Annotated in this window: 8 protein-coding genes; 4 read left to right on the top strand and 4 right to left on the bottom strand. The window is 74.0% G+C overall.

The features are described from left to right. Positions 1-80 precede the first annotated feature (80 nt). The 4 genes from OM98_RS13345 to OM98_RS13330 all read right to left on the bottom strand — a co-directional run bounded on the left by OM98_RS13345 (position 81) and on the right by OM98_RS13330 (position 4470). Positions 81-827 (bottom strand): Maf family protein, encoded by a 747-nt coding sequence (locus tag OM98_RS13345; RefSeq protein ID WP_010535136.1) that lies wholly within the window; start codon positions 825-827, stop codon positions 81-83. Next, the gene (locus OM98_RS13340; RefSeq protein WP_010535135.1) at positions 824-2500 is read right to left on the bottom strand and encodes a DUF885 domain-containing protein; all 1677 of its coding nucleotides are present in this window, start codon (positions 2498-2500) and stop codon (positions 824-826) included. Before OM98_RS13340 ends, OM98_RS13345 begins: the two co-directional genes overlap by 4 nt. A 99-nt stretch (positions 2501-2599) precedes the next feature. Further along, positions 2600-2884, bottom strand: coding sequence for an acyl-CoA carboxylase epsilon subunit (locus tag OM98_RS13335; RefSeq protein WP_010535134.1), 285 nt, complete (start codon positions 2882-2884; stop codon positions 2600-2602). Continuing rightward, on the bottom strand, positions 2881-4470 hold the full coding sequence (locus OM98_RS13330) for an acyl-CoA carboxylase subunit beta (RefSeq protein WP_010535133.1): 1590 nt from the start codon (positions 4468-4470) through the stop codon (positions 2881-2883). The genes OM98_RS13335 and OM98_RS13330 overlap by 4 nt, the downstream gene beginning before the upstream one ends. Before the next feature lie 160 nt (positions 4471-4630). Here OM98_RS13330 and OM98_RS13325 point away from each other — a divergent pair, with 160 nt between their 5' ends. From OM98_RS13325 to OM98_RS13310, 4 genes are all read left to right on the top strand, one after another. Continuing rightward, positions 4631-5518 carry a biotin--[acetyl-CoA-carboxylase] ligase gene (locus OM98_RS13325; RefSeq protein ID WP_010535132.1) on the top strand — a complete coding sequence of 296 codons (888 nt, stop codon included), beginning with the start codon at positions 4631-4633 and terminating at the stop codon, positions 5516-5518. 143 nt (positions 5519-5661) lie between these two features. Continuing rightward, the gene (locus tag OM98_RS13320) at positions 5662-6870 is read left to right on the top strand and encodes an adenylate/guanylate cyclase domain-containing protein (RefSeq protein WP_010535131.1); all 1209 of its coding nucleotides are present in this window, start codon (positions 5662-5664) and stop codon (positions 6868-6870) included. Positions 6871-6937: 67 nt separating this feature from the next. Then, positions 6938-7642, top strand: coding sequence for a response regulator transcription factor (locus OM98_RS13315; RefSeq protein WP_175285989.1), 705 nt, complete (start codon positions 6938-6940; stop codon positions 7640-7642). 3 nt (positions 7643-7645) lie between these two features. Beyond that, positions 7646-8986: an ATP-binding protein gene (locus OM98_RS13310; protein WP_010535129.1), complete on the top strand. Its 1341-nt coding sequence runs from the start codon at positions 7646-7648 to the stop codon at positions 8984-8986. The last annotated feature ends 66 nt before the right edge of the window (positions 8987-9052 follow it).

Raw genomic sequence — 9052 nt, 5'->3', positions numbered from 1 at the left:
GGTGCTCCCAAGGTAACGGGGCGGGGCACGTCCCGCCGGTGTGAGAGCGCCGATGGGAGAGTCTAGTACCGGGCGGGGGCTCAGATGCCGGGGGTCCCCTCCTCGGTGCCGGGCACGTCCGGCTCCCAGAGGTCGATGACGGACAGGTCGAGCTCGGCGAGCAGCCGGCGCAGCAGCGGCAGGGAGAGGCCGACCACGGCGTGCGGGTCGCCGTGCACCCCGGTGATGAAGGGACCGGCGATGCCGTCGAGGGTGAAGGCGCCGGCCACCCCGAGGGGCTCGCCGGTGGCGACGTAGGCCTCGATCTCCTCGTCGGAGACGTCGGCGAAGCTCACCTCGCAGCTGGCCACGGCGCCGAGGGTGGCGCCGGTGCCGCCGTCGTCGGGGTCGCGGTCGTCCACCAGCCAGTGCCCGGAGTGCAGCACGGCGGTGCGGCCGCGCATCGCGCGCCAGCGGGCCGCGGCGACCTCCGGGGTGTGGGGCTTGCCGACGCTCTCGCCGTCCAGCTCCAGCATCGAGTCCCCGCCGAGCACCACGTAGCCGCCCTCGGAGCGGGCGGTGCCGGCCTCCGCCTTGGCGCGGGCCAGCAGCAGCACCTCCTCCTCGGTGGTGGGCGTCTCCTCCCCGGCGGCCTCGCGGGCACTCGTCAGCAGCGCCTCCTCGTCGAGGTCGACGGGCAGCACGGCGTGCGCGATGCGGGCGGCGGCGAGGGTGGCGCGGCGGCCCGCGGAGGCCGAGGCCAGCAGCAGGAGGGGCTCGAAGGCCACGTCGTCCTGCTGGTCCTGCTGATCCTTCTGCGCAGGGGCGCTGGGATCGATGGCGGTCACAGGGCCTCCTGGAGGACGGACAGGGGCAGGGAGCCCAGGGCGAGGGCGCGGGCGTGGAAGTCGCGCAGCGCGGCGGGGGAGTGATCGGCGCCGACGGCGCGGTCGCGCAGCTGCTCCCAGATCCGCTGGCCCACCTTGTAGGAGGGGGCCTGGCCGGGCCAGCCCAGATAGCGATGCAGCTCGAAGCGCTGCTGGCCCTCGGAGACGCCCCAGTGCTCGCTCATGAAGTCCCAGGCCTTCTCGTAGCTCCAGGCGCCTCCGGCGGAGCCCGCCAGGCCCGCGGGCATCGGCAGGCCCAGGTGCAGCCCGATGTCGAGCACCACCCGGCCGGCGCGCAGCCGCTGCGCGTCGAGCATGCCGAGGCGGTCGCCGTCGTCGTCGAGGTAGCCGAGCTGCTCCATCAGCCGCTCCGCGTACAGCGCCCAGCCCTCGCCGTGGCCGGAGACCCAGCACAGCATCGAGCGCCAGCGGTTCAGGGAGGGGCCCTGGAGGGTCTGGATGCCGACCTGCAGGTGATGGCCGGGCACGCCCTCGTGGTAGACGGTGGTGGTCTCGGCCCAGGTGGCGAACTCGTCCTCCCCGGGCGGCACGTCCCACCACATCCGGCCGGGACGGGAGAGGTCCTCGCTGGGGCCGGTGTAGTAGATGCCGCCGGCGCCGGTGCGGGCGATCATGCACTCCAGGCGGCGCAGCGGCGTGGGGATGTCGAACTGGTCCCCGGCGAGCTCGGCGACGGCCTGGTCGGAGAGCCGCTGCATCCACGCCTGCAGGGCCTCGGTGCCGTGCAGGATGCGGGCGGGGTCCGCGTTCAGGGCGGCCTTGGCGGCAGGGATGGAGGTGCCGCCGCCGGTGCCGAGGCGGTCGTTGATCCGGGACGCCACCCGCTCCTGCTCGGCGACGATGCGGCGCAGCTCCTCGACGCCCCAGGCGTAGGTCTCGTCCAGGTCGATCTCGGCGCCGAGGAAGGTGCGGGAGTCCAGCTGGTAGGCCTCGCGGCCCACGGCGTCGGCCTCCGGGGCACGGTCGGCGAGGTCGGTGAGGACCTCGGCGATCTTCTCGTAGCCGCGGCCGATGGTGCCGGCGGCCGCGACGGCGGCGTCCTGCTGGGCCTGGCTGCCGCGGGCGCCGCGCACGAAGGCGGGGAAGAAGTCGTGGGCGTAGCCGCGGGCCTGCTCGGCGCCCAGCAGCAGCTGGCGGCGCGGCGCGACGGTGCCCGCCGCGGCGGCCTCGTGGAGGGACTCGGACCAGGTGCGCAGGGAGTGCGGCATCCGCTCCATGCGGCGGGTGATCACCTCCCAGTCCCCGGGGGTGTCGATGGGCATCTGGTCCAGGGAGCTGCGCACGTGCTGCAGCACCGAGTGGAGGTTGTTGACGGCGGCGATGTCGCGGTGGGTCTCGGCGCGCTCCAGCTCGAGGCCGAGACGCTCGGTGAGCGCCGCCCGGGTCACCGTGTCGATGGCGTCCTGGTCGGCGACCCCGTCGAGGGAGCGCAGCAGGGTGCGGGCCAGGTCCAGGCGCTCCTGCTCGGCGGCGGGGGAGTAGTCGGTGACCTCGTCGTCGTGCCCGGGCACTCCGAGGGCGGTGGCGAGGTAGGGGTCGCGGGGGACCAGCTGCTCGACGTACTCGTCGGCGAGGCGGTCCAGGGCGGAGGGCTGGCGCGAGGGATCGGGCATGTCCGCAGTCTAGGGGCCGGTCCCGGGCCGCGGGCGGCGGCTCGCGCAGGTCACCCGGCGGGACCGGGGCGGCGCCTCGTCAGTGTGCTCCAGGCGGGGTCAGCGGTCGGAGAACTGCCAGGCCGAGGCCGAGGCGAGTCCGCGCAGCGCGTGGGAGCGGGGGTGGGTGCGGATGGCGTCGGCCCAGCAGCTCTCCCCGCCGATGCCCTCGGCGAGATCGCGCTCCTCTGCCTCCATGCGGCTGGTGACACTCATCGCGGAGACGACCACGGCGATCGCGGCGAGCTCGTCCGGGGCGAGCCGCCCGCGGGAGAGGCGCACATCGGCGCGGGGCGCCTCCGCGGCCTCCCCGCCCTCCGCGGCCGCTGCCGGGTCCGCGCTCACAGCGGGATGTTCCCGTGCTTCTTGGGCGGCAGGGCGTCGCGCTTGGTGCGCAGGGCCCGCAGCGACTTGGCGATCTCCATGCGGGTCTCGGAGGGGCGGATCACGCCGTCGATCCAGCCGCGCTCGGCGGCGGTGTACGGGGTGGCGAACTGCTCCTCGTACTCGGCCTCCAGCCGGGCGCGCTCGCCGGCCACGTCGCCGCCGTCCTCCTGGACGCCGCGCAGGTGCTGGCGGTGCAGGATGTTCACGGCGCCCTGGGAACCCATCACCGCGATCTGCGCGGTGGGCCAGGCCAGGTTCACGTCGGCCCCGAGCTCCTTGGAGCCCATCACGATGTAGGCGCCGCCGTAGGCCTTGCGGGTGATGACGGTGATCAGCGGGACGGTGGCCTCTGCGTAGGCGTACAGCAGCTTGGCGCCGCGGCGGATGATGCCGCCGAACTCCTGGTCGGTGCCGGGCAGGAAGCCGGGCACGTCCACGAAGGTCAGCACCGGGATGTTGTTGGCGTCGCAGAGCCGCACGAAGCGGGCCGCCTTCTCGGAGGCATCGATGTCCAGGGTGCCGGCGAGGTGCGAGGGCTGGTTGGCGATGATGCCGACGCTCTGGCCCTCGACCCGTCCGAAGCCGATCACGATGTTGCGGGCGAAGGAGGGCTGTACCTCGAGGAACTCTTCGTCGTCCAGCACCGCGCGCAGCACGGTGAGCATGTCGTAGGGTTGGTTCGGGGAGTCCGGCACCAGGGTGTCCAGCGCCGTGTCCTGCGGGGTGGGCGTCTCGTCCAGCCGCGCCGGGTAGGCCGGGGCCGGGGTGAGGGTGTTCGCCGGCAGGTAGCTGAGCAGGTCCTTGACGTACTCGATGGCCTCGGACTCGTCGGGCGCCATGTAGTGCGCGACGCCCGAGGTGGTGGAGTGGGTGCGGGCGCCGCCCAGCTCCTCGAAGCCGACGTCCTCGCCGGTCACGGTGCGGATCACGTCGGGGCCGGTGATGAACATGTGGGAGGTCTTCTCGACCATCACGATGATGTCCGTCAGCGCGGGGGAGTACACGGCGCCCCCGGCGGCCGGGCCCATGATCAGGGAGATCTGCGGGATCACGCCCGAGGCGCGGGTGTTGCGGCGGAAGATCCCGGCGAACATCGCCAGCGACGCCACGCCCTCCTGGATGCGGGCGCCGCCGCCGTCGAGGATCCCGATGATCGGCACCCCGGTCTTCAGGGCGAGGTCCTGGATCTTCTGGATCTTGCGGCCGTGGGCCTCGCCCAGGGAGCCGCCGAAGACCGTGAAGTCCTGCGAGTAGACGCACACCTGGCGACCGTCGATGGTGCCGTGACCGGTGACGATGCCGTCGCCGTCGGGGCGCTTGGCGTCGATGCCGAAGCTGCGGGCCTGGTGGCGCACGAAGCGGTCGGTCTCCACGAAGGAGCCGTCGTCCAGCAGGTCGGTGATGCGCTCCCGGGCCGTCTTCTTGCCGCGGGCGTGCTGCTTCTGAACGGCCACCTCATGGGCCGCGGCGACCGCGGTGGCATCACGATCGCGCAGGTCGTCGAGGCGCTGGGCGGTGGTGAGCGGCCGCGGGGCGTCGGTCACGGAGCCTCCAACTGTGGCCGCGAGGGCCAGGTCGAACCGGTGTCAGGACACGGGGATACTACGCTACCCATCGGCCCCGACGGCCGAGGCGGAGCCGCGCGCCACCTGCCCGTTCTCGTCCCCGCCGGGCTGCGCCGACCCCGCACGAAGGAGCCCAGCCATGGAGACGGACCGGTCCCGGGACCCCCTCGCGGCGACGACCACCCCGGCTCCCCGCGGGCCGGTGCCGCCGCTGCGCGAGCTGCCCCGGGTGGGATCCACCCAGGACGAGGCCGCAGCCCGGCTGTCCGGCGGGGTGGGGGCGCCCTTCGCGGTCCTCGCCGCCGAGCAGACGGCCGGTCGCGGGCGACTGGGCCGTCCCTTCTCCTCCCCGGCCGAGGGCTCCCTGGCGCTGACCCTGGCCTGGCGCACGCCCCTGCCGCCGACCGCCCGCAGCTGGTTCCCCTTCGCCGTCGGCGTCGCCGCGGTCGACGCGGTGCGGTCGGTGACGGGCGCGACGGGCGTCGGGCTGAAATGGCCCAACGACCTCGTCACCGCCGAGGGGCGAAAGCTCGGCGGGATCCTCGCCGAGGCGCGCGGGGCGGACGCGGTGCTGCTGGGCATCGGGCTGAACCTGCTCGGCCCGGTGCGCGGTCCGGACGGCGCGCCGGTGCCCGTCGCCACCTGGCTGTACGGTCCGGACGGCCTGCTGCCCGGGCCGTCCCCGACAGGCGCGGCGACGGCGGCGCTGCGCCGCGCCCTGGCCGAGGAGATGCTGACCGGCCTCACCGGGGAACTCACCGCGCTCGAGGCCAACGGTGGCAGGGCCCGGGCGAGCGGCCTGCGGGACCGCTACACTATGACCTGTCTCACAGTGGGGCGCCCCGTCCGGGTGCACCCGCTCGGCGCCACCGGCGCGGAGGACCCGTCCGCCTGGGACGGCCTCGCCCGCGGCGTCGACGAGGCCGGACGACTCCTCGTCGAGGACACCCGCGGGCACCGGCACGCGGTCGACGTCGGCGACGTCCGCCACCTCCGCAGCCCGGAGGCCGCACGGAACGGCTCCTGAGGCCGTCCTCCCGGCGGACGCCGAGGAGGAACCCAGGGGTCTCCGAGGCGCGGGACCGAGGATGGCGGGTCCGCATCGTGCGGACCGGCATCATGCGGACCGGTGGAGAGCAGAGCAGAGCACAGCAGGACGGAGCGCAGGACGTGAGCGAGGCCGACATGGACGAGGGATCCCTCCCCGAGCGCACCCTCGCGGACCCCTCGCAGGCTTCGCCGGATGCGGCCCCCTCCTTCGATCCGCCCGTGGACCCCGCGCTGTCCACCCCGGAGTCCTCCCCGGACCTCGAACAGACCCCGCTGGAGGGGACCGAGCTGCTGGATCTGAACCGGCGCTTCGCCGCCGTGCGCCGCAGCGTCGGCGCCCTGGAGAGGTCCCTGCTGCAGGGCCCCCGGCGCTACTCCCGCCGCGACCTGCTGGAGGACCAGCAGATCCCGGAGCGCCTCACCTCGGTGTACTGGCGCTCCCTGGGATTCTCCCCGGTGGACGAGGACACCGTCGTGTTCACCGAGGAGGACGCCTACGCCATCGGCGACCTCGCCGCGATGGTCGAGGAGGGGGTGCTCTCCGAGCGCGCCTTCGCCTCCATCACCCGGGGTCTCGGCTTCCACATGGGGCGCCTGGCCATGTGGATCACCGAGGCCCTGGTCGACGAGGCCAAGTACAGCGAGGAGATGGGCGACGCCGAGGCCCGCCAGCGCATGCTCGAGGTGATCCCCGAGCTGCTGGAGACCCTCGAGTCGCAGGTGATGTTCACCTTCCGGCGACAGCTCGCCGCCTACGCCGCCCGCGCCGGCTCCGAGGTGCTGCATAGCGGCACCGACGAGCTGTTCCCCCTGCAGCGCGCGGTGGGCTTCGCCGACCTGGTGCAGTTCACCCGGCTCGCCCAGGACCTCAGCGGCGCCCAGCTCGCCGAGGTGGTGGGCCGCTTCGAGGCCGTCAGCCGCGACGTGATCTCCGTGGGCGGCGGCCGCGTGGTCAAGACCGTCGGCGACGAGATCATGTTCCTGACCGACTCCCCGGCCGACGGCGCGCAGATCGCCGTGAGTCTCGCCGAGACCATCACCGCGGACCCTGCGCTCCCGCCGGTGCGGGTGGGCTTCGCCTGGGGGTCGATGTTCTCCCGCTACGGGGACGTCTTCGGTCCCACCGTGAACCTCGCCGCCCGCATGGAGTCCGTCGCCCGCCCGGGCACCGTCACCACCGACGTGGAGACCGCCGAGGCGGTCGAGGCGGCCCTGCCCGGAGGCTTCGCCGCTGGCTCCGAGGAGGACGTCGACCTGCCCGGCATCGGGGAGGTCCACGTGCTCGAGCTGCACCGCGACGCCTCCGCCCCGTTGGCCCTCGAGCTCTGACCCCCCCCGGGACGGACCGGGACGGACTGTCAGGTTCGCCCCGGCCGTCGAGGGGTCACCGCGTAGGATGGCGCCCGTGACACGACTGCTACTCGTCGAGGACGACTCGGCCATCGCTGACCCGCTCTCCCGCGCCCTGGACCGCGAGGGGTACACCGTCACCCGCGCCTCCCGCGGCATGGACGCGCTCGCGATCGCCGCCGGCGGCGAGGGCCTGGACATGGTGATCCTGGACCTCGGCCTGCCCGACCTGGACGGCCTCGAGGTGGCCCGACGCCTTCGCAAGGGCGGCCTGCTCTCTCCGATCCTGATCCTCACCGCCCGCGCCGACGAGGTCGACGCCGTGGTGGGCCTGGACGCCGGGGCCGACGACTACGTGACCAAGCCCTTCCGCCTCGGCGAGCTGCAGGCCCGCATCCGGGCGCTGCTGCGGCGCGCCCAGGCGACCGAGGAGAGCGGCGACTCCTTCGACGTCAACGGCGTCACCCTCGACGTCTCCGCCCGCCGCGCCTACGCCGACGGGGAGGAGCTGAGTCTCTCCGCCAAGGAGTACGACCTGCTCACCGTGCTGGTGCGCGAGGCCGGCAGCGTCGTCACCCGCGACGACCTGATGCGCGAGGTGTGGGGCGCCGAGTGGTGGGGCTCCACCAAGACGCTGGACATGCACATCTCCTGGCTGCGCCGGAAGCTCGGCGACGACGCCACCAGCCCGCGCCGCATCACGACCGTGCGAGGAGTCGGCTTCCGGTTCGAGACCGGCGAAGGGTCCTGACGCGTGCGCCTCCGGGTGCTGCAGGCCACCCTGCTCTCCGTGATCATGGTGGTGCTGATCCTGGGGATCCCGCTCACCGTCGCCTGGTTCGGCCTCACCCGCACGAACATCGAGAGCAGCGCCGCGGTGGTGGCGGACTCGGTCCGCGACCAGACCGACGATCGTCTCGACGCGGGCGAGCAGGTCGATGAGGCGCTGCTGCAGCAGATCGTCGACCAGCAGTCCGAGTACAGCGTCCACATCACCGTGGTGCTCCAGGACGGGCGGACCGTCGAGGCGGGGGAGGACCCGGGGGAGGACCCCGCCCAGGCCTCCACCCAGGGCGGCAACCAGCAGACCATCACCGTCTCGATCCCCGCCTCCGACGTGCGCGCCCACACCGCCAGCGCCGCCGTGATCCTCGCCGTGGTGGGCCTGTCCACGCTCTCCATCGGCGTCTCCGTCTCCCTGTGGCAGGCGCAGCGGATCTCGATGCCGCTGGCCCGGCTCAGCCGCCGCGCCGAGGAGATGGGCGGGGGTCGCGCCCGCGGCCCCTGGAAGCACTCCGGCATCGCCGAGATCGACGACGTCGCCGAGGAGCTGTCCCGCTCGGGCGCCATGCTCACCGAGCGCCTTGAGGCCGAGAGCCGACTGGCCTCGGACGCCTCCCACCAGCTGCGCACCCCGCTCACCGCGCTGTCGATGCGCCTGGACGAGATCCTCGCGACCAGCTCCGAGGAGTGGGTGCGCGAGGAGGCCCGGATCTCCCTGGAGCAGATCGACCGCCTCACCGAGGTGGTCCACGACCTGATCAACGCCCCGCGCGCCTCCCAGCACCGCTCCCCGGGCGTGGTCGAGCTGCGCACCGTGCTCACCCAGCAGAGCGAGGAGTGGTCCCCGGCCTACCGCACCGCCGGCCGCGAGCTGCGCATCCAGGTGCCGCGCAGCGCCGCCGTCTGGGGCTCCACCGGTCCCCTCACCCAGGTCATCGCCACCCTCATCGAGAACGCCCTGGTGCACGGCGGCGGCCGCACCACGGTGAAGGTGCGCCGCAACGGCCACTCCACCGTGATCGAGGTCAGCGACGAGGGTCCCGGCATCGACCCGGCGCTCGGCAAGCGGGTCTTCGAGCGCTCCGTCTCCGGCGCCAGCTCCTCCGGCACCGGGGTGGGCCTGGCCCTGGCCCGCACCCTCGTCGAGGACGACGGCGGCCGCCTGGAGCTGCTCACCGAGAACCCCACCACCTTCGGCGTCTTCCTCATCACGGCGCCCGGGGAGGAGAGCGAGCCGTCCGCCCCCGACGACGACCTCGGGGAGCTCCCGCAGGGCTCCGTGGTGCGCCGCCGCATCCGCCGCCGCGGCTGAGCGACCGCCCCGCCCGGGCGCGTCCCGCGGCCGTGGTCCCCGCCGCTGCGGCCCGCGGCCGTCCCC

Origin of the sequence: Brachybacterium squillarum M-6-3 (genome assembly GCF_000225825.1) — a bacterium.
Lineage (GTDB): Bacteria > Actinomycetota > Actinomycetes > Actinomycetales > Dermabacteraceae > Brachybacterium > Brachybacterium squillarum.
The sequence above is the reverse complement of the archived record's forward strand: the minus strand, read 5'-3'. Positions and strand labels throughout refer to the sequence as shown.

Excerpts from the sequence above, each read along its gene's own strand:
- OM98_RS13340 (WP_010535135.1), bottom strand. The coding sequence starts at position 2,500 with ATGCCCGATCCCTCGCGCCAGCCCTCCGCCCTGGACCGCCTCGCCGAC.
- OM98_RS13315 (WP_175285989.1), top strand. The coding sequence starts at position 6,938 with ATGGCGCCCGTGACACGACTGCTACTCGTCGAGGACGACTCGGCCATC.
- OM98_RS13325 (WP_010535132.1), top strand. The coding sequence starts at position 4,631 with ATGGAGACGGACCGGTCCCGGGACCCCCTCGCGGCGACGACCACCCCG.